Source organism: Streptomyces sp. NPDC096193, from assembly GCF_040302905.1.
Taxonomy (GTDB): domain Bacteria; phylum Actinomycetota; class Actinomycetes; order Streptomycetales; family Streptomycetaceae; genus Streptomyces.
Genome location: NZ_JBEOSJ010000016.1, coordinates 165,017 through 183,888 on the forward strand (window position 1 = coordinate 165,017; position 18,872 = coordinate 183,888).

The 18,872-nt window shown below is 70.8% G+C and carries 15 protein-coding genes; 8 read left to right on the forward strand and 7 right to left on the reverse strand.

Features of this window, described 5'->3' with window-relative positions:
- Window positions 1–44 precede the first annotated feature (44 nt).
- Window positions 45–3,092: an excinuclease ABC subunit UvrA gene (gene uvrA, locus ABTX78_RS23345; RefSeq protein ID WP_352208723.1), complete on the reverse strand. Its 3,048-nt coding sequence runs from the start codon at window positions 3,090–3,092 to the stop codon at window positions 45–47.
- A gap of 196 nt (window positions 3,093–3,288) precedes the next feature.
- Here uvrA and ABTX78_RS23350 point away from each other — a divergent pair, with 196 nt between their 5' ends.
- From ABTX78_RS23350 to ABTX78_RS23360, 3 genes are all read left to right on the forward strand, one after another.
- The gene (locus ABTX78_RS23350; RefSeq protein ID WP_352208724.1) at window positions 3,289–3,981 is read left to right on the forward strand and encodes a maleylpyruvate isomerase family mycothiol-dependent enzyme; all 693 of its coding nucleotides are present in this window, start codon (window positions 3,289–3,291) and stop codon (window positions 3,979–3,981) included.
- Between the two features lie 10 nt (window positions 3,982–3,991).
- On the forward strand, window positions 3,992–4,648 hold the full coding sequence (locus tag ABTX78_RS23355) for an MBL fold metallo-hydrolase (protein WP_352208725.1): 657 nt from the start codon (window positions 3,992–3,994) through the stop codon (window positions 4,646–4,648).
- 201 nt (window positions 4,649–4,849) lie between these two features.
- Entirely contained in the window at window positions 4,850–5,896 is a 1,047-nt protein-coding gene (locus ABTX78_RS23360) for a S66 family peptidase (RefSeq protein ID WP_352208726.1), read from the forward strand.
- A 73-nt stretch (window positions 5,897–5,969) separates the two neighbouring features.
- Here ABTX78_RS23360 and ABTX78_RS23365 read toward each other — a convergent pair whose 3' ends face one another.
- The 5 genes from ABTX78_RS23365 to ABTX78_RS23385 form a co-directional block, all read right to left on the reverse strand.
- The gene (locus ABTX78_RS23365; RefSeq protein ID WP_352208727.1) at window positions 5,970–6,968 is read right to left on the reverse strand and encodes a TerC/Alx family metal homeostasis membrane protein; all 999 of its coding nucleotides are present in this window, start codon (window positions 6,966–6,968) and stop codon (window positions 5,970–5,972) included.
- A 223-nt stretch (window positions 6,969–7,191) separates the two neighbouring features.
- A complete protein-coding gene (locus ABTX78_RS23370; RefSeq protein ID WP_352208748.1) occupies window positions 7,192–9,150 on the reverse strand; it encodes a TerD family protein in 1,959 nt (652 codons plus the stop codon).
- Between the two features lie 106 nt (window positions 9,151–9,256).
- Window positions 9,257–9,835: a TerD family protein gene (locus ABTX78_RS23375; RefSeq protein WP_096629140.1), complete on the reverse strand. Its 579-nt coding sequence runs from the start codon at window positions 9,833–9,835 to the stop codon at window positions 9,257–9,259.
- 187 nt (window positions 9,836–10,022) lie between these two features.
- Window positions 10,023–12,143, reverse strand: coding sequence for an excinuclease ABC subunit UvrB (gene uvrB, locus ABTX78_RS23380; RefSeq protein WP_352208728.1), 2,121 nt, complete (start codon window positions 12,141–12,143; stop codon window positions 10,023–10,025).
- A gap of 106 nt (window positions 12,144–12,249) precedes the next feature.
- Window positions 12,250–13,119, reverse strand: coding sequence for an MHYT domain-containing protein (locus tag ABTX78_RS23385; RefSeq protein WP_352208729.1), 870 nt, complete (start codon window positions 13,117–13,119; stop codon window positions 12,250–12,252).
- A 268-nt stretch (window positions 13,120–13,387) separates the two neighbouring features.
- Here ABTX78_RS23385 and ABTX78_RS23390 point away from each other — a divergent pair, with 268 nt between their 5' ends.
- The 5 genes from ABTX78_RS23390 (at window position 13,388) to ABTX78_RS23410 (ending at window position 18,226) form a co-directional block, all read left to right on the forward strand.
- Complete coding sequence (locus ABTX78_RS23390) at window positions 13,388–14,278, forward strand: glycerophosphodiester phosphodiesterase (protein ID WP_352208730.1); 891 nt, start codon at window positions 13,388–13,390, stop codon at window positions 14,276–14,278.
- A gap of 56 nt (window positions 14,279–14,334) precedes the next feature.
- A complete protein-coding gene (locus ABTX78_RS23395; RefSeq protein ID WP_352208731.1) occupies window positions 14,335–14,865 on the forward strand; it encodes a methylated-DNA--[protein]-cysteine S-methyltransferase in 531 nt (176 codons plus the stop codon).
- A gap of 135 nt (window positions 14,866–15,000) precedes the next feature.
- Window positions 15,001–16,260 carry an MFS transporter gene (locus ABTX78_RS23400; RefSeq protein ID WP_352208732.1) on the forward strand — a complete coding sequence of 420 codons (1,260 nt, stop codon included), beginning with the start codon at window positions 15,001–15,003 and terminating at the stop codon, window positions 16,258–16,260.
- A gap of 107 nt (window positions 16,261–16,367) precedes the next feature.
- Complete coding sequence (locus ABTX78_RS23405; RefSeq protein WP_352208733.1) at window positions 16,368–17,270, forward strand: pseudouridine-5'-phosphate glycosidase; 903 nt, start codon at window positions 16,368–16,370, stop codon at window positions 17,268–17,270.
- The gene (locus tag ABTX78_RS23410; protein WP_352208734.1) at window positions 17,267–18,226 is read left to right on the forward strand and encodes a carbohydrate kinase family protein; all 960 of its coding nucleotides are present in this window, start codon (window positions 17,267–17,269) and stop codon (window positions 18,224–18,226) included. The genes ABTX78_RS23405 and ABTX78_RS23410 overlap by 4 nt, the downstream gene beginning before the upstream one ends.
- Here the strand turns inward: ABTX78_RS23410 and ABTX78_RS23415 are convergent.
- Window positions 18,199–18,837 (reverse strand): nucleoside/nucleotide kinase family protein, encoded by a 639-nt coding sequence (locus tag ABTX78_RS23415; protein ID WP_352208735.1) that lies wholly within the window; start codon window positions 18,835–18,837, stop codon window positions 18,199–18,201. The genes ABTX78_RS23410 and ABTX78_RS23415 overlap by 28 nt on opposite strands.
- Window positions 18,838–18,872: the final 35 nt, after the last annotated feature.

An 18,872-nucleotide genomic window follows, 5' to 3' on the forward strand; every position in this document is an offset into this window, starting at 1 on the left:
CCATGAGCCCGGGGGGAGACCGATGGCGCTGCCGACTGCGCTGCTCAGGCCTTGCGGGCGCGAGCCGCCGTCTTCTTCGTCGCCGTCTTCTTGGCCACCGCCTTCTTGGCGGTGTTCTTGACGTTGTTCTTGGCGACGGGTGCCTTCACGGTGGGGACCGAGTTCGCGGCGGCCGTGGTCGCGGGCTTCTTCGCCGCGGCCTTCCGGGAGCCCGAACGCGCCTGCGGCACCAGCGCGTCGCTGATCCGCTCCGTGTCCAGGATGTCCCGGAGGAACTTGCCGGTGTGGCTGGTCGGGACCCCGGCGATCTGCTCCGGAGTGCCTTCCGCGATGACGAGTCCGCCGCCGCTGCCGCCCTCCGGTCCCATGTCGACGACCCAGTCCGCGGTCTTGATCACATCGAGGTTGTGCTCGATGACGATGACGGTGTTGCCCTTGTCGACCAGCCCGGACAGCACGTTGATCAGCTTGCTGATGTCCTCGAAGTGCAGACCGGTCGTCGGCTCGTCGAGCACGTACACGGTGCTGCCGGTCGAGCGCTTCTGGAGCTCGGACGCCAGCTTCACCCGCTGGGCCTCACCACCGGAGAGCGTCGGCGCGGACTGACCGAGGCGGACGTAACCGAGACCGACCTCGTTGAGCGTGCGCAGATGGCGGGAGATCGTCGGGACGGCCTCGAAGAAGTCCAGGGCCTCCTCGATCGGCATGTCCAGCACCTCGGCGATGGACTTGCCCTTGTAGTGGACCTCCAGGGTCTCCCGGTTGTAGCGCGCACCGTGGCAGACCTCGCACGGGACGTACACGTCCGGAAGGAAGTTCATCTCGATCTTGATGGTGCCGTCGCCCGAGCAGTTCTCGCAGCGGCCGCCCTTGACGTTGAAGGAGAACCGGCCGGGGAGGTAGCCCCGGACCTTCGCCTCCATCGTCTCGGCGAAGAGCCTGCGGACATGGTCGAACACACCGGTGTACGTCGCCGGGTTCGACCGCGGGGTACGGCCGATCGGCGACTGGTCGACATGCACGACCTTGTCGACGAGGTCGTCCCCGTCGACGCGGGTGTGCCGGCCGGGCACCGACTTGGCGCCGTTCAGCTCACGCGCCAGATGCGTGTAGAGGATGTCGTTGACCAGGGTCGACTTGCCGGAGCCGGAGACACCGGTGACGGCGGTCAGGACACCGAGCGGGAAGGAGACGTCGATGTCCCGCAGATTGTTCTCACGGGCGCCGTGGACGGTGAGCTGCCGTCCCGGGTCCGTGGGCCGGCGGATGTCCGGGGTCGGGATGGACCGCTTCCCGGCGAGGTACTGGCCGGTGATCGACGCCTTGTTGGCGAGCAGATCCTTGAGCGAGCCCGAGTGCACGACCTTGCCGCCGTGCTCGCCGGCGCCGGGGCCGATGTCGACGACCCAGTCGGCCACCTTGATGGTGTCCTCGTCGTGCTCGACGACGATGAGGGTGTTGCCCATGTCACGGAGGCGGACGAGCGTCTCGATGAGCCGGTGGTTGTCGCGCTGGTGCAGACCGATCGACGGCTCGTCCAGGACGTACAGCACGCCGACGAGTCCGGAGCCGATCTGGGTGGCGAGCCGGATGCGCTGGGCCTCGCCGCCGGAGAGTGTGCCGGCCGCGCGGTTCAGCGAGAGGTAGTCCAGGCCGACGTCGACCAGGAACCTCAGCCGCTCGTTGACCTCCTTGAGGACCCGCTCGGCGATCTTCTTGTCCCGGGCGTTCAGCGTCAGTCGGCCGAGGAACTCGGCGCACTCGCTGATCGACATCGCGGACACGTCGGCGATGGACTTCTCCATCACCGTCACCGCGAGGACGATCGGCTTCAGCCGGGTGCCCTGACAGGTGGGACAGGGGACTTCGCGCATATAGCCCTCGAAGCGCTCCCTGCTGGAGTCGCTCTCGGCCTCCTGGTGCCGCCGCTTGACGAACTGCACTGCGCCTTCGAACGCGGGCGTGGTGTACGCGCGCTCCCTGCCGTACCTGTTGCGGTAGCGGACCTCGACCTGGGTCTTGTGGCCGTACAGCAGGGCCTTCCTGGCGCGCTGCGGCAGCCCTCCCCAGGGCATGTCGGTGGAGAACCCGAGCGCCTGGGCGAGGCCGCCGATCAGCCGGCCGAAGTACTCCTTGGTGTGGCCGTGCGACCAGGGGTGGATCGCGCCCTCGTCGAGGGACTTCTCCTCGTCCGGGACGATCAGGTCGGGGTCGACCTCCATGCGCGTGCCGATGCCGGTGCAGTCGGGGCAGGCGCCGAAGGGGGAGTTGAAGGAGAACGAGCGCGGTTCGAGCTCCTCGAAGGACAGGTCGTCGTACGGGCAGTACAGATGCTCGGAGTACATCCGCTCGCGCTCGGGATCGTCCTCGGGGAGGTCGACGAAGTCGAGCACGACCATGCCGCCGGAGAGGCCGAGTGCGGTCTCCACGGAGTCGGTCAGCCGGCGCTTGGCGCTGTCCTTGACCGTGAGGCGGTCGATGACCACCTCGATGGTGTGCTTCTCCTGCTTCTTCAGCGTCGGCGGCTCGGCGAGCTGGATCGTCTGCCCGTCGACCCGGGCCCGGCTGTATCCCTTGGTCTGGAGATCGGAGAAGAGGTCGACGAACTCGCCCTTGCGCTCGCGCACCAGCGGCGAGAGCACCTGGAAGCGGCTTCCCTCGGGAAGCTCGAGCACCCTGTCGACGATGGCCTGCGGCGACTGGCGCGTGATGGGCCGGCCGCACTCGGGACAGTGCGGCTTGCCGATCCGCGCGAACAGCAGGCGGAGGTAGTCGTAGACCTCGGTGATGGTGCCGACCGTCGAGCGCGGGTTGCGCGAGGTCGACTTCTGGTCGATGGAGACGGCCGGGGAGAGGCCCTCGATGAAGTCGACGTCCGGCTTGTCCATCTGCCCGAGGAACTGGCGGGCGTACGACGACAGGGATTCCACGTACCGGCGCTGGCCCTCGGCGAAGATCGTGTCGAAGGCGAGCGAGGACTTGCCCGACCCGGAGAGCCCCGTGAAGACGATGAGGGAGTCACGGGGGAGGTCGAGCGAAACGTTCTTGAGATTGTGCTCGCGAGCGCCACGAACGATGAGACGGTCGGCCACGCCGGGTCCGCACCTTTCTTCAGAGAAGCGGGGGCACCGGCCCCCGTCCCAGACTGTTCCAGCCTACGGAGGGCGCCAGATCGATGAGTGCCAGACAAGCAAGGATGCCTCGGACCAGGCTATAGCACGTGCATTCGATTTCAGACCGCGCTCTGCCACCTTCACCCGAACGTGTGGCGAAGCTATCGTCGGCCCCATGATCGATCCCCAGCGCGACCTGGCATCTGTACGTGAAGCGACGGAGCGGCTGCTCACCGCAGTCGACGGAATGGACAACGCCGTCCTCGCCGGTCCGTCACGGCTACCGGGCTGGAGCCGCGGACATGTCCTTGCTCATGTATCCCGTAACGCCGACGCGATCGTAAATATTCTCGAAGGCCGTCCGATGTACGCGAGCGCCGAGGCGCGCGAGGCCGATATCGAGCGGGACGCGCCGCGTCCGCCGGACGTGCAGCTCGCCGACCTGCGCGACAGCGCGGCCCGCCTGGAGGCCGTGGGCGCGCTGCCCGCCGACTGGCGGCGCACGGTCCAGCTGCGCAACGGCGTCACCGACGCCGCCGCCCGGGTCCCCTTCCGCCGGCTCGTCGAGGTCGAACTGCACCATGTGGACCTCGATGTGGGCTACGAGCTGGAGGATCTGCCGGAGGAGTTCATCTCCCGGGAGATCGACTTCCTCGCGCAGCGGTTCTCCGGCCGGCCGGACATGCCCCCGACCCGGATCGTCGCGACGGACGGCTCCGGCGGGGAGTGGCACACCGGCGGTATCGACGGCGCCCCGGTCACCGTCTCCGGCCCCGCGGCCGCGCTCGTGGGCTGGCTCGCCGGCCGCCGGGACGGGGCCGCCCTGGACACCGCGGGAGCCCTGCTGCCCGCCGTGCCCCCGCTATAGGCTGATCTCCATGACGTACAGCGGAGTGGTGAAGGTCGGCGGCGCTGCGGACGTCCACGAACTGAAGGACCTGATGATCTCCAAGGTCGCGGTCGGTCCGATGGACAACAACGCCTTTCTGCTGCGCTGCCGCGCCACGGACGAACAGTTGCTGATCGACGCGGCGAACGAACCGGAGACGCTGCTCCGGCTGATCGGTGACGACTCCATCGCCTCGGTGGTCACCACGCACCGCCACGGCGACCACTGGCAGGCACTCGCCGATGTGGTCGGGGCGACGGGTGCGCGCACCTACGCGGGGCGCTTCGACGCCGAGGGCATTCCCGTGGCCACGGACGTGCGGGTCGAGGACGGCGACGTCATCCGCGTCGGCCGGGTCGAGCTGACCGCCCGGCATCTGGTGGGTCACACTCCGGGGTCGATCGTCCTGGTCTACGACGACCCGCACGGCCACCCGCACATCTTCACCGGTGACTGCCTCTTCCCCGGTGGGGTGGGTAACACCCGCAAGGACCCGGTGGCCTTCCGCAGTCTGATCGACGGTGTCGAGGAGAAGCTCTTCGGCCCGCTGCCGGACGAGACATGGGTGTACCCGGGCCACGGCAGGGACACGACCCTCGGCGACGAGCGGCCGCACCTGGCGGAGTGGCGCCGGCGCGGCTGGTGACCGCGCGGCCGTAGGGGAGTTCCGGCGCCCGGACGGCCTCGGGGACGGGTCTGTGGCTGTGCGGCGGTGCGGGGCGGGCGGTGCGCGCGGGTCCACATCCGGCGGCGGTGCGCGGGCGTTCGCGTCCCCGGTGGCCGGTCGGTCCGCGTCCGGCGAGAAACCGTTGTCGCCCGGCGGCGGCCCACGGTTAGCCTCCGGGCCATGACGCAACCCGTCCACCCTCCCAAGCCCCTTCCCGGCGACCGGGTCGCCGTCCTCTCGCCGTCCAGCGGACTTCCGGGGCTGCTGCCGCTGCCGTTCGAGCTGGGTCTCGCCCGGCTGCGTGACGACTTCGGGCTCGTCCCGGTCGAGTACCCGACGACCCGCAGGATGGGCTCGTCACCCCGGGAGCGGGCCCGCGACATCCATGCGGCCTTCGCGGATCCCGGCATCACGGCCGTCATCGCGAGCATCGGCGGGGACGACCAGATCACCGTCCTGCCGTATCTGGACCGGGAGTTGCTCCGGGCGAACCCGAAGCCGTTCTTCGGGTACAGCGACAACACGGCCCTGCACTGCTACCTCTGGAACACCGGCATCGTCAGCTACCACGGCGGCAGCGTGATGGTCGAGCTGGGCCGGCCGGGAGCCATGGCGCCACTGACCGCCGACTCCCTGCGGGCGGCCCTGTTCACCTCGGGTCCGTACGAACTCCGCGCCGCCGACCGGTTCCGGGTCGTCGACCGCGACTGGGCGGATCCGGCGACGTTCGAGGCCGAGCCCGAGACGGATCCGAGCGACGGATGGCTGTGGCACGGGCCCGAGCGCGTCGTCGAGGGGCGTTCGTGGGGCGGGAATCTCTCGGTGCTGTCCTGGCTGTTGATGGCGGACCGCGAGATCGGTCGGGACCTCGCGGCGTACGCGGGCGGAGTGCTGCTGCTGGAGACCGACGAGGAACTGCCGTCGGCCGAGGAGGTGTTCCGGATCCTGCGCGCCATGGGTGAGCGGGGTCTGCTGGAGCGCTTCGACGCACTGCTGATGGGACGGGCCAAGACCTGGTCGTTCGAGCGGCCCGGTGACCACGCGGAGCGGGCCCGGTACGCGCGCGATCAGCGAGCGGCGGTGCTGCGCGCGCTCGCCGCCTACGCGCCGGACATCATGGCCGTCTTCGACGTCGACCTCGGGCACACCGATCCACAGCTGATCGTTCCCTACGGCGGACTTGTGCGGGTGGACGGGCCGGCCCGGCGTATCACCGTGACGTACTGACGCAGCGCAGGCGCCGGAACACCGGTGGGCGGGGACAGCGACCGCTGTCCCCGCCCACCGTTCATGAGGTCCGTCAGGCCTCGATGCTGTCCTTCTCCGGCGACTCCGGCGTCTGGGCCGCCTCGCGCTCGGACTGCCTCTTGGAGGCGATGAGGCTGGTGATCGTGGTGATGATCAGCACGCCGCAGATGACCGCCAGGGAGACCGGGATCGAGATCTCGGGGACATGCACCCCGCTCTCGTGCAGTGCGTGCAACACCAGTTTCACGCCGATGAAGCCGAGGATCACCGACAGGCCGTAGCTGAGGTGGACCAGCTTCCTGAGCAGACCGCCGATCAGGAAGTACAGCTGCCGCAGACCCATGAGGGCGAAGGCGTTGGCGGTGAAGACGATGTACGGGTCCTGGGTGAGGCCGAAGATCGCCGGGATCGAGTCCAGCGCGAACAGCACGTCGGTCGTGCCGATGGCGAGCATGACCACCATCAGCGGGGTCAGGACGCGCTTGCCGTTGTTGCGGATGAAGAGCTTCGTGCCGTGGTACTTGTCGGCGACGCCGAACTTCTTCTCGATGGACTTCAGGAGACGGTTCTCCTCGAACTCCTCGTCCTCGTCGTCGGACCGCGCCTCCTGGATGAGCTTCCAGGCGGTGTAGATCAGGAACGCGCCGAAGATGTAGAAGACCCAGGAGAAGCTGGCGATGATCGCGGCGCCGGCGGCGATGAAGATCGCTCGCAGGACCAGGGCGATCAGCACACCGATGAGCAGCACCCGCTGCTGGAGGTGTGAGGGCACCGAGAACTTCGCCATGATCAGGACGAAGACGAAGAGGTTGTCGACGCTGAGCGATTTCTCGGTGATGAAGCCCGCGAAGAACTCGCCGGATGCCTGGCTCTCGCCGGCCACCAGCAGTCCGAGGCCGAACAGTGCGGCCAGGGCGATCCAGACGACCGTCCAGATTCCGGCTTCCTTGATGGACACGTCATGGGGCTTGCGCCCGATGAAGAAGTCCACGGCTATGAGGGCTGACAGACCAAGAATGGTCAGCAACCAGATGTTCAATGAAACGTCCACTGCGCCTCCGGCTTCGTACGGCTACTGATCAGCGTCGTCGCTGCCGGAGGTCTCCTCCACCCGAGCGGTCCTTGCCGCTCCGGCCGGCGCCCCGGGACCTGTGAATCGGTCCGTATTGACGGGCACGCCGCAGTCGGGAGTACTCCCCTCCGTTCAAAAGGAGAGTACAGGAATCCCCAAGGAAAGGTAAAGCGCAAGGTAAAGGACGGTTCAAATCAGCAGGTCAGCGACGCCAGTTGCGGCGAGCGGCGGTCACCGCGTCCAGCACCTGACGCAGTACCGCGCTGCCCGGCGGGACCGGCAGCGGCTGGTACGTCCAGGCATGCCGGACCCAGGGGTCGGCGAGGTGGTCGTCCGGCACGGGCGTGATCCGCAGGAGGGAGCGCCACAGCGGGTCCAGCACCGGTCCGTACGCACTCGCGTCCTCGCGGTCCGCGACCATCATCAGATGCACGCCGACCGCCGGACCCTCGTCGGCGAGATAGCGCAACTGGGTGACGGCCCGGTCGTCGAAGCCGTGCGGGAAGTCGTTGACGATCAGCAGCTGCTCGCCGGTGTCCAGGTCGGGCGGGAGAGCGTCGGCCGCACCTCCGCGCACCGCCATCGTCACCAGGTCCACCCGCTGGGTGAGCCTGGCGAGCGTGTCACTCACCCCCTGCGCGCCGGTCGCGGGCGGGCCGGCGAGCGCGCCCGACTCGACCAGCGGGGCGAGCGAGGCCGCTGCCGTACGGGCGGGGTCGATGACGTGGACGGTGAACTCGCCGGGGGGGTACACCCCGAGCAGCCGGGCCGCGTGGGAGACCGCGCAGTCCACGGCGAGCTTCCGCAGCTGGTCCTCGTCCAGCATCATCGCGGCCTCGGAGCCGGTGCGTCCGCTGTCCACCCACAGGCCGCGCTCCAGCGGCAGCCTGATCAGAAACGGGATGCGCAGCTCCGGAGTCTCGGGCAGCTGGAGATCACCGAGCCGCAGGGCCATCGGGATCTCCATGGGCACGCGGTAGGCGTGCCAGACCGGGTTGTCCCAGCGCGCGAAGGCCGGCGGCAGGGCCGGCTCGACGACATCGGACTCGGCCGACAGCTGGGCCAGGTCCCGGTCGAGCGCCTGGCGCGCCTGGGTCGTCAGCTCCTCGCACTTGGCGCGGGCCGCCGCACGGGCGGTGTCCCCGGCGCCGCCGATACGGCTGCGCGGGTCGGACAGGACCCGGTCCAGTTCCTGGTCGAGGCGGTTCTCGGCGAACTCGACCGCGCTGCGGTAGGCGGCGACCGCGCGGGCCAGGTCCTCGAACATCCCCCAGATCTGGTTGTAGAGCCGCTCCTCCATGGACCAGCCGGTGGCGTCACCGGCGACGGGCCGGGCGGGCTGCCCGGGCTCGGCGGCCGGCGCGGTCGGCGGCGGCGGGGGCGGGGCCGAGCGGCGGCGCGGGTGCGCGTAGTCGATGGGGCCGCCGGATCCCGGCGGGGCGTCGGGGGTGGTGGCCTGCTGAGGGCCGGCAGGTGACGGGGCCTGGCCGCCGCCGGCGCCGAGACCACCGTCCGCGACCGTCGGGTCCACCGCCGAGGGCGGGCCGGCGGACGGGCGGGTGTAGGCGCTGTCGGCGCCGCGGGTGTTCAGCGGGGCGGGCGCGGTGCGCGGAGCGCGGGGGGCGGCGGTGGCCTGGATCTCGGCGGCCTTCTCACGGGCCGTGGCCAGTCCCTGGTCGCCGAGGAGCTGGGCTAGCCCGCCCGCGTACCCCTGGCCCATGGCGCGCACCTTCCAGGCGCCCTGGCGGCGGTAGACCTCGACGGCGACGAGCGCCGTCTCGGTGTCCAGACCGGTGATGGTGAAGCTGGCCACCTCGCTGCCGTCCTCGGCGACGACGGCGAGGAACGGGGCGGCCGTGGCGCCGAACTGGGCCGGGCCGCCGGTGCCTTCGGGGAGCGCGAGCAGGATGTTGAGCCGGTGGACGGCCGCGGGCACCGCCGGCAGGTCGACGGCGAAGCGCGGCGCCTCGGTGGCCTGGCCGGGCACCTCGACGCCGTGCACGGTGGGCGCTCCGGGGTGGGCGATCCAGTCGTCCCGGACGGCGCCCCGCTCGTCGGCGCAGGTCGCGCAGGCCACGACCGGGTGTCCGGCCGACACCCGTATCTCCAGGCGGGCGTCGGGCAGTGGATGGTTCTGCCCCCGGACCAGCTCGGCCGTCATCGCCATGTCCCCTCGTGCTGTGGTCGGTGCTGAGCGGTGGTGCCAATCGGTGCAGCTCCCGGCGGCCTCATGCCTCCGGGAGCTGCGTCGTCCGTGCGAGCCGTGCTTACAGGTGCGGCAGGATCGACGGCATCAGGTCCTGGAAGGTACGGCCGTTGGCGGGGTTGCCGAGGGCCGTCATCTGCCAGCCCGAACCCGCGCGGTGCACCTTCGCCATGATCTGGGCGGTGTACTGGCCACCACCGTCGAGCGTGTAGCGGGCGAGCTCCTGGCCGTTCGTCTCGTCGACGATGCGGCAGAAGGCGTTCTGCACCTCCTGGAACGTCTGGCCGGTGAAGGAGTTCACCGTGAAGACGATCTGGTCGATGTGGACCGGCACTCGCTGAAGATCGACGAGGATCGCCTCGTCGTCGCCGCCCGAACCGGCCCCGCCGACCAGGTTGTCACCGGTGTGCTTCACCGAACCGTCGTCGCTGACCAGGTGACGGAAGAAGACCACGTCCACCGGCTGCTTGTCGGCGAACAGCACCGCCGAGGCATCCAGATCGATCTCCCTGGTGCGCGAGCCGAACAGACCGCGCCGGGGCGCCGCCTGCCAGCCGAGCCCCATCCGTACAGCCGTGAGGGTGCCCCCGTCGCTCTTCTGCAGGCTGATGGCCTGACCCTTGGTCATGTTGACCGTCACGCGCTGTCCCCTTCTCCCTGAATTCCGCCGCCCAACGCGCGGCTTCCCAGCACCCTACGCAGTCGCGTCAACGGTGCAGCACAAATGGCTCGATTTTGTGTCGGTCTTGCAACACACCGGGCAACTCAGGTGTGCGGGGGCGGCCGCGCACCGGGGGAGCGGGACGGTGACCCGGCCGGTGAGGGGCTCAGACCAGACCCGCCTCCTTCATCTGACGGAGCTCCTTCTTCAACTCGCCCACCTCGTCGCGCAGCCGGGCCGCCACCTCGAACTGCAGGTCCGCGGCCGCCGCGCGCATCCGGTCGGTCATCTCCTCGATGATTCCGGCCAGTTCGGCGGCGGGCCGGTCGCTCAGCACCTCGCCCTTCCGGCCCGCCTTGCCGCCGAGCGCGGGGACGGGGGCCTTGGCGCCCTTGCCCGGCTTCTCGGCCTTCGACTGCCGGTATCCGGTGCCGAGCAGTTGCTCGGTGTCAACCTCCTCGCGCGCGATGGTGGCGACAATGTCGTTGATCTTCTTGCGCAGCGGCTGCGGGTCGATGCCCCGCTCGGTGTTGTAGGCGATCTGCTTCTCCCGGCGGCGGTTGGTCTCCTCGATGGCCTTCTCCATCGCCGGGGTGACCTTGTCGGCGTACATGTGGACCTGGCCGGAGACGTTGCGCGCCGCGCGGCCGATGGTCTGGATCAGCGAGGTGCCGGAGCGCAGGAAGCCCTCCTTGTCGGCGTCGAGGATCGCCACCAGGGACACCTCGGGGAGGTCGAGGCCCTCCCTCAGGAGGTTGATGCCGACCAGGACGTCGTACTCACCGGCGCGCAGCTCGCGCAGCAGCTCGACGCGGCGCAGGGTGTCGACGTCGCTGTGCAGATAGCGGACCTGGATGCCCAGTTCGAGGAAGTAGTCGGTGAGGTCCTCGGCCATCTTCTTGGTGAGGGTGGTGACGAGGACCCGTTCGTTCTTCTCCGTGCGCAGCCGGATCTCGTGCACCAGGTCGTCGATCTGGCCCTCGGTCGGCTTGACGACGACCTCCGGGTCGACGAGTCCGGTGGGGCGGATGATCTGCTCCACGAATCCGTCGCCGCGGGAGAGTTCGTACGCGCCGGGGGTGGCCGAGAGATACACGGTCTGGCCGGTCCGTTCCTTGAACTCCTCCCACTTCAGCGGACGGTTGTCGAGCGCGGAGGGCAGCCGGAAGCCGTGGTCGACCAGGGTCCGCTTGCGGGACGCGTCGCCCTCGTACATCGCGCCGATCTGCGGAACGGTGACGTGCGACTCGTCGATGACGAGGAGGAAGTCATCGGGGAAGTAGTCGAGGAGGGTGTTGGGGGGCGAGCCGGGTCCGCGGTCGTCGAAGTGCATCGAGTAGTTCTCGATGCCCGAACAGGAGCCGATCTGGCGCATCATCTCGAGGTCGTAGGTGGTGCGCATCCGCAGCCGCTGCGACTCCAGGAGCTTGCCCTGCTTGTCCAGCTCGGCCAGCCGCTGCTCCAGCTCCGCCTCGATGCCGTTGACCGCCTTCTCCATGCGCTCGGGGCCCGCCACGTAGTGGCTCGCCGGGAACACATAGAGCGACTGGTCCTCGCTGATGATCTCGCCGGTGAGCGGGTGGAGGGTGGAGAGCGCCTCGATCTCGTCGCCGAACATCTCGATGCGGACCGCGAGCTCCTCGTAGACCGGGAAGATCTCGATGGTGTCGCCGCGGACGCGGAAGGTGCCGCGCTGGAACGCCGCGTCGTTGCGTGTGTACTGGATGTCGACGAAGCGGCGCAGCAGCTGGTCGCGGTCGATCTCCTCGCCGACCTTGAGCGGCACCATGCGGTCGACGTACTCCTGGGGGGTACCGAGGCCGTAGATGCACGAGACCGAGGCGACGACGATCACGTCACGCCGGGTGAGCAGCGAGTTGGTCGCCGAGTGGCGCAGCCGCTCGACCTCTTCGTTGATCGAGGAGTCCTTCTCGATGTAGGTGTCCGACTGCGGGACGTAGGCCTCGGGCTGGTAGTAGTCGTAGTACGAGACGAAGTACTCGACGGCGTTGTTCGGCAGGAGCTCGCGGAACTCGTTCGCCAGCTGGGCGGCCAGCGTCTTGTTCGGCGCCATCACCAGGGTGGGGCGCTGGAGCTTCTCGATCATCCAGGCGGTCGTCGCCGACTTGCCGGTGCCGGTCGCGCCGAGCAGCACGACATCGTCCTCACCTGCGCGGATACGGCGCTCCAGGTCGGCGATGGCCGTGGGCTGGTCGCCACTGGGCTGAAAGGGACTGACGACCTCGAAGGGCGCCACCGTACGTTCGATCTTGGAAACGGGCCGCATGAATCCACGGTACGACCCCCCACTGACAACCGGGCCCGGGACCGTCGTGCGGATCGGGCCGGATCCGGACGCGGGCCCCGCATTCCGCCGCAGTGGCCGCCTTGGGTCACCAGCTGTCGGACCGGTGCCGCTCGCCCCTCCCGACCGCCCGGCCCGGCGACCGCTGCCCGGACGGGCTCCCCGTGCGCTGGGCCGGCACCCCGGGGCGCGCGTCCACGCTCGCGGGCGCCCGGCGGTCCGGCTCTCCCGGCATCAGGAGCGGATCGAACATCACGACCACCCCCGCCAGCACCAGGAAGATCACAGGTCCGATCAGCATGGGGATGAGCAGCGCGGCGGGGTCGTCGCCCGTGCCCGCGGTGCCCGCGGCTGCGTGCAGATGGACGCTCATGGCCGCCATGCCGGTGTAGTGCATGCCGCTCACGGCCACGCCCATGAGCAGGCCGGCGCCGAGACCGGCCAGGAGGCCGTGGCCGGAGACCGCCGCCCACAGGGCGGTCGTGGCGGCGACGACGGCGATCACCACGGACGCGGCGACGGTCACGGTGTCGTACGCCAGAGCCCCTTGGAGCCGCATCCCCGCCATGCCGAGGTAGTGCATGGAGGCGATGCCGAGGCCGATGATCGTGCCGCCGGTCGTCAGCGCCATCGGCGTGGCTCCGCGGTGGCCGACGAGGAAGATCCCGATGCCGGTCATGAGGACGGCGACGCCGAGGCCCGCATAGACGACCGGCCGGTCGTAGGCGACCGGCGCCTCGTCCACGCCGAAGCCCATCATCGCGATGAAGTGCATGCTCCAGACACCGGAGCCGATCGCGGTCGCGCCGAGCGCCGCCCAGCCGGCCTTGAACGACCTCCTGTCGCGGACGGACCGTACCGCGCAGCGGAGCCCGAGGGCACCGCCCAGCCACGCCATCACAAAGGCGGCCACGGGTGTGACGAGGCCGTAGCCGAAGCCGTCGACTGTTCCCTGCATGCGTCCAACGCCCTTCGCTCCCGGCGTGATCCCGCGATCCCCGCGATCCTGGATCCCCGTGATCCTGAGGGAACGTCCGGTCAGGGGCCGAGGGTATGACTCCAGCCACGGTTGGCAAACAGGTGTGCGGAGATTTGTCGACATGAGCGCGGACACGCGATGCGTTCTGGGTGGATCCGTTCACGTTCTGGCCATACTTCGCCTGTTCCGCGTTGACCGGCGGATGCCACTCTCGGCCCGTCCGTGACCGACACCGTGAGGAGTCAAGGTGTACGTACGTCCCGTCGCCGCAACTGCCGCCGCCGTCATCGGAGTCGGCGCAGCCCTGCTGTCCGGTCCGGCCGCCGCCGCCGACCCGAGCCCCGCCGAGACCGCGAGCCGGCACGGCGAACCGGTCATCTTCGCCCACCGAGGCGCTTCCGCCTACGCCCCGGAGAACACCCTCGCGGCCGTCGACCTCGCCGCCGACATGGGCTTCGCCTGGGTCGAGAACGATGTCCAGCGCACCAAGGACGGCGAGCTCGTCGTCGTCCACGACGACTCCTTGGCCCGCACCACGGACGTCGAGCAGCGGTTCCCCGCACGGTCGCCCTGGAAGGTCAAGGACTTCACGGCGGCCGAGATCGCCACACTGGACGCGGGCAGCTGGTTCGGCCCGAAGTGGTCGGGTGCCCGGGTGCCGACCCTGAAGCAGTACCTGAACCGCGTCGAGGACAACGGCCAGAAGCTGCTGCTGGAGATCAAGAAGCCCGAGCTCTACCCCGGCATCGAGAAGGACACCCTGCGCGTGCTGCGCCAGGAGGGGTGGCTCGACCGCGGGCACGTCCGCTGCCGGCTCGTGATCCAGAGCTTCGGCGCGGCCAGTGTGCGGGAGGTCCACCGGCAGCGCCCGGACGTCACCACCGGCTTCCTGGGCACGCCCCCGGTCGCCGATCTGCCGTCGTACGCGGCGTTCACCGACCAGATCAACCCGACGTACAGCACCCTCACCGCCGACTACGTGACCGCGGTCCACCGGCTCAAGGGCGCGCACGGCAAGCGGCTCCAGGTGAACACCTGGACCGTGGACGACGCGGCGAACGCGGGACGGGTCGCCGGGTACGGCGTCGACGGCATCATCACCAACAAGCCCGACGTGGTGGCGGACGCGGTGGGCTGAGCCGCTCCGACCCGCGGCCGGGGGCGCTGTCAGTGCCCGGTCGTACGGTGGTCCGCATGAAGAGCTTCGAGTGGACCGTCGTGAGCGCGGACATCGGGCCCCTGCTGGTTGCCGCGACCGAGCAGGGCCTGGTGAGCGTCGTCTTCCACGCGGACGCGGGCATACGGGACCGGGCGCTCGGGCAGCTGACCGGGCGCCTGGGCGCCGATCCGGTGGAGGACGCGGCCGGCAGGCTGGCGGAGCCGGTGCGCCAGCTGACGGCGTACTTCGCGGGCGGCCTGCGGGAGTTCACGCTGCCGCTCGACTGGTCGCTGTCGGGCGGCTTCAACCGTGAGGTGCTGCGCGAGCTCGCCGCCGGTGTCCCCTTCGGCACCGTCGTCGGTTACGGCGACCTGGCGTCGCGGGTGGGCCAGCCGGGTGCGGCACAGGCCGTGGGCGCGGCCATGGGCTCCAATCCGCTGCCGGTGGTGGTGCCCTGCCACCGCGTGGTGGAGACCGACGGCAAGCTGGGGGGCTTCGGTGGCGGTCTGGAGACGAAGCGGAAGCTGCTGGCTCTGGAGGGGATCCTGCCGGAGCCGCTGTTCTGAGGCGGGCGGATCCGGTCGTGCGCACCGGGGCGGGAATGCGGTTTCGCACGGCCGTGCGAGCTGCCAGACTGCGCCAGTGACTCTCCGCGCTGACGCCCCCTCCCTCTGTCCCGGCGGTGGAACGGCGTACGCGTCGTGACCTCGCTCGACAAGGCTCCGGCCGTCGCCCCGCTGTCCGAGACCGAGCTGGCGGCGGTGCGGCGGCGCATCACCGCCGTGCTCGTCGCCAGTCAGATCCTCGGTGGGCTCGGAGTCGCCACCGGTATCGCGCTCGCCGTCGTGCTGGCGCAGCAGGTCAGCGGCACCGAGGCGCTGGCCGGGCTCGCGCCGACTGCGACCGTCGCGGGGACGGCGCTGATGTCCGTGCCGCTGGCCGCACTGATGACGGCCAGGGGACGGCGACCGGGGCTGGTCCTCGCGTATCTGATCGGCGCTCTCGGTGCGGGCGTGGTCGTGCTCGGCGCCGTCATGGACAACTTCGTGGTGCTGCTGGTGGGCATGGCCGCGTTCGGCGCCTCCTCCTCCGCCAACCTCCAGGCCAGGTTCGCCGCCGCGGATCTGGCCGTGCCCGAGCGGCGTGGCCGGGCCATCTCGAACGTGGTGTGGGCGACCACGATCGGTGCGGTCCTCGGCCCCAACATCGCGGCGCCCGCGGGCCGTAGTGTCGCCGGTGCGGGCATACCGGCCACGGCGGGTCCCTTCGTCTGGGCCGCGGGGGTGTTCCTGATAGCTGCCATCATGGTCCTGGTGCTGCTGCGGCCCGACCCGCTGCTGACCGCCCGAGCCCTGTCGCCCGCCGACCGCTCCCCCGAGGGCCGCTCGCTGCGGGCCGGGGCGCAGGCGGTGCGCGAGTCCCCCATGGCCCGGCTCGCGCTGGTGGCCGTCGCCCTCTCGCACACGGCCATGGTGTCGATCATGTCGATGACACCCGTGGCCCTGAGCCATCACGGCGCCGGCATCGAACTGATCGGGCTCGTCATCAGCGGCCATATCGCGGGCATGTACGCGTTCTCGCCGGTCATGGGCTGGCTGGCGGACAAGGTCGGCCGGCTCGCGGTGATCGGACTCGCCGTAGGCCTGTTGTCGGTGGCCGCGCTGCTCGCCGGCACGGCGGGTGCGAGCCACGTCCAGACCGCCGTGGGACTCTTCCTGCTGGGGCTCGGCTGGTCGGCGGGCGTGGTCTCCGGTTCGGCTCTGCTGACCGACTCCGTGCCGCAGCCGGCCCGGGCCGCCGCCCAGGGCCTGTCCGACCTGGCGATGAGCGCCACCGCGGGGCTCGGCGGCGCGGCCGCGGGACTGATCGTCGCCCAGGCGAGCTACGGCTGGCTGAACCTGGTCGGGGCCTGTCTGCTGCTGCCGATGGCGGCCCTGGCGATCCGCAGGTCGATCCGCTGACGCACCCGGTCCGGGAGACTTCGGGTCGGGCGGTCCCGCCGGTGACGCCGGGTCCGGGACGAGGGCGCCGGGGTTTGGGCCGCCTGCCGGTGTGCCAGGGATGGGACATGCAGCTCACCGAGATGACCGATGAAGTACGGGCAGCACTCGCCGCGCACCGGCCCGTCGTGGCCCTGGAGTCGACGATCATCGCGCACGGGCTGCCGCGTCCGCGCAATCTGGCCGTCGCCGAGGAGCTGGAAGAGCTCGTACGGTCCGAGGGGGCCGTCCCCGCCACGATCGCCGTACTGGACGGGCGGATCCACATCGGCCTGGACAAGCGGCAGTTGGACCGCGTCGCCGGGGACGACGACGTGCGCAAGCTCGGGCACCGGGACCTGGCACCGGCGCTGGCCTCGGGAGCGAGCGGGGCGACGACGGTGTCGGCGACGGCCTTTCTGGCCGCGCGGGCCGGTATCCGGGTCTTCGCGACGGGCGGGCTCGGCGGGGTGCACCGCGAGTGGACGCACTCCCAGGACGAGTCCGCCGATCTGCGGGTGCTGGCGCAGACATCGATCGCGGTGGTGTGCGCCGGCGTGAAGTCGGTACTGGACGTCCCCGCGACGCTGCAACGGCTGGAGACCTTGGGCGTCGGGATCCTCGGATACGGGACGGATCGTTTCCCCGGCTTCTATCTCACCTCCTCCGGAGAGCCGGTGGACTGGACGGTCCACTCCCCCGCCGAGGTCGCCGAGGTGATCCGCGCCCGCGAGGCGCTGGGTGGGCCGGAGTCGTCGCTGATCGTCGCCAATCCGGTCGCGGAGGCGGACCAGCTGGATCCGGCGCTGCACGACCGCGTGCTCCGCGAGGCACTGGACGAGTGCACGGAGCGGGGCATCGTGGGTCAGGCGGTGACGCCGTTCCTGCTGGAGTTCCTGACGCGGCGGACGGAGGGCGCGTCGCTGGAGGCCAACATCGCGGCAGTGCGCGGGAATGTGCGGCTGGCGGCGCGGATCGCGGCGGCCCTGTGAGGGCGGAGCTTCACACAGAGGCGCCGGGTGAAGGGGGAGCCGGGCCCGCGGGCGCGCTGCTCGTCATCGGGGACGTCGTCACCGATGTCGTCGCACGCCATACGGCGGCGCTCACCCACGGCACGGACACGGCGGCGACGATCCGCATCCTGCCGGGCGGCGCGGGAGCCAATGTGGCCTGCTGGGCAGCGCGCCGGGGCTGCGCCGACGTACGTCTCCACGGGCGGGTCGGTCGCGCGGAGGCCGGCTGGCACGAGGAGCAGCTGCGGTCCGCCGGAGTCCGCCCGCTGCTGGTCCCCGACGACGGCGCGCCCACCGCCACGGTCATCGCGCTGGTCGACGCGAGTGCCGAGCGGACGTTCCTCACCGACAGCGGCGCCGTACTGCGCATCTCACCCGCCGACTGGTCCCCGTCACTGCTGGACGGCGTCGGGCATCTGCATATCTCCGGCTATCTGCTCTTCGCCGACGCCAGCCGAGAACTCACCCGCCTCGCCATGGCCTCGGCACGTGCCCGGGGCGTCACGGTGAGCCTGGACCCGGCCTCGGCGGGCTTCATCCGCAGCGCCGGCATTCGGGAGGTGCTGGCGGAACTCGACGACGTGGACATCCTCGTACCCAACGCGGACGAGGCGTGCCTCCTCACCGGTCTGACCGATCCCGCCGAGGCGGCGGGGCGGCTCAGCCGCCGGGTTCCGCTGACCGTCGTCACCCTGGGCGCCGAGGGCGCGCTGGTGGCGGAGTCCGGCGCGGTCACGGCGCGCGTTCCGGCGCCCCGGGCGCGGGCGGTCGACTCGACGGGCGCGGGCGACGCCTTCACGGGGGCGTTCCTGGCGGCGCGACTCGCGGGGGCGGACCCGGCGAGTGCGGCGGCCGAGGGCTGCCGGGCCGGCGCGGAAGCGGTGACACTGATCGGCGGCCGGCCGGCTCAGCCCGTCCCGCCCCACGCCGGATGACGCGGGTCGTCGACGCGGACCAGCACGTCGGCGGCCTCGGCGGGCCCCACCTCGTCCTCGTACCGCTGGAACGCGGGCAGGGTCCACTGTTCGCTCCCCGGTGTCCGCCTCCGCAGCGCGCCGGGCGACAGCTGGAGATGGACGGTCAGGTCGAACGGGAACCAGTGGCCGAGCAGAAAGGGGCCGTGCAGCAACAGCACTCCCCCGGGCGGGAGTCGGACGTGCGGGCTGCGGGTCGCCCGGTCGGTCACCGGGTCCCACAGATCGGGCAGGACGAGCCCGCTGCCCCCGGCCTCCAGCGGCCCGAAGACCTCCCGCCACAGGGCGCCCGTGTCGAACCAGCCGCTGTAGTACGAGTCGGGGTCCTCACGCCCGTACTCCAGGCGCAGCGACGCGGGCCGCAGGAAGCCCTCGGTCCCGACGACGAGAGCGCTCCGGCCGCGCAGCCGCAGCGCCTCCTCGATGCGCCGCGCGAACTCCCCGCCGGGCGCGGCGCCGGCTCCGTCCACGGCGACGCGCAGCCACGGGCTGCCGTCCTCGGCCCTGCCCGCCGCGACCGTGTCGGCCACGGCCCCGGTCAGCCGCTCCCAGGTGATCGCTTCGAGTCGCACGGGTCCATCATGCGGCGGACGCGACGGCGGCGCCG

Coding starts and splice junctions, on each gene's coding strand:
- ABTX78_RS23350 (WP_352208724.1), top strand. CDS start 3,289: ATGATCGATCCCCAGCGCGACCTGGCATCTGTACGTGAAGCGACGGAG.
- ABTX78_RS23370 (WP_352208748.1), bottom strand. CDS start 9,150: ATGACGGCCGAGCTGGTCCGGGGGCAGAACCATCCACTGCCCGACGCC.
- ABTX78_RS23360 (WP_352208726.1), top strand. CDS start 4,850: ATGACGCAACCCGTCCACCCTCCCAAGCCCCTTCCCGGCGACCGGGTC.
- ABTX78_RS23405 (WP_352208733.1), top strand. CDS start 16,368: ATGCAGCTCACCGAGATGACCGATGAAGTACGGGCAGCACTCGCCGCG.
- uvrB (WP_352208728.1), bottom strand. CDS start 12,143: ATGCGGCCCGTTTCCAAGATCGAACGTACGGTGGCGCCCTTCGAGGTC.
- ABTX78_RS23385 (WP_352208729.1), bottom strand. CDS start 13,119: ATGCAGGGAACAGTCGACGGCTTCGGCTACGGCCTCGTCACACCCGTG.
- ABTX78_RS23355 (WP_352208725.1), top strand. CDS start 3,992: ATGACGTACAGCGGAGTGGTGAAGGTCGGCGGCGCTGCGGACGTCCAC.
- ABTX78_RS23395 (WP_352208731.1), top strand. CDS start 14,335: ATGAAGAGCTTCGAGTGGACCGTCGTGAGCGCGGACATCGGGCCCCTG.